Origin of the sequence: Xanthomonas maliensis, from assembly GCF_009192945.1 — a bacterium.
Lineage (GTDB): Bacteria > Pseudomonadota > Gammaproteobacteria > Xanthomonadales > Xanthomonadaceae > Xanthomonas > Xanthomonas maliensis.
This window is the reverse complement of record NZ_NSET01000121.1, coordinates 1-608: the sequence shown is the minus strand read 5'-3', so window position 1 is coordinate 608 and position 608 is coordinate 1. Positions and strand designations below refer to the sequence as shown.

Annotated in this window: 1 protein-coding gene; it reads left to right on the top strand. The window is 66.8% G+C overall.

All coding sequences use genetic code 11. The annotated features are described in order from the left end of the window. Positions 1-608 (top strand): condensation domain-containing protein (locus CKY51_RS22185; RefSeq protein ID WP_244952570.1); only part of this gene is annotated, 608 nt, incomplete at both ends.

The following is a 608-nucleotide window of genomic DNA, read 5'->3' as shown; positions in this document are numbered from 1 at the left end:
GGCGGCGTGGCCACGATCCAGGACATCTACCCACTGGCCCCGCTGCAGGAAGGTATCTTCTTCCATCACCTGCTGCAGCGCGAAGGCGATGCGTATGTGCTGCCGCATCTGATTTCGTTCGACAGCCGTGCGCGCATGGATCGGTTTGTCGATGCGCTGCAGCGGGTGATCGACCGTCATGACATCCTGCGGACGGCGGTGCTGTGGGAAGGACTCGCTGCACCGCTTCAAGTCGTCTGGCGCCATGCGCCACTGCTCATCGAGCAGGTCGCGCTGGATGAGGACGCCGGCGATGCCGCCGCCCAGCTGCAGGCGCGCTTCGATCCACGGCACTGGCGCATGGATGTGCGCCAGGCGCCGCTGATGCGCGGGTTTGCGGCACGCGATCCGGCCAGCGGCCAGTGGCTGCTGGCCCTGCTCTGCCACCATCTGGCGCTGGATCACACCACGCTGGAGATCGCGCTGGAGGAAGTGAACAGTCACCTGTCCGGTGACGCCGCCCGCTTGCCGGCACCCCAGCCGTTCCGCCATTTTGTGGCGCAGGCGCTGCTGGGCGTGAGCCGTGAGGAGCACGAGGCGTATTTCCGCAGCATGCTGGGCGATGTGGG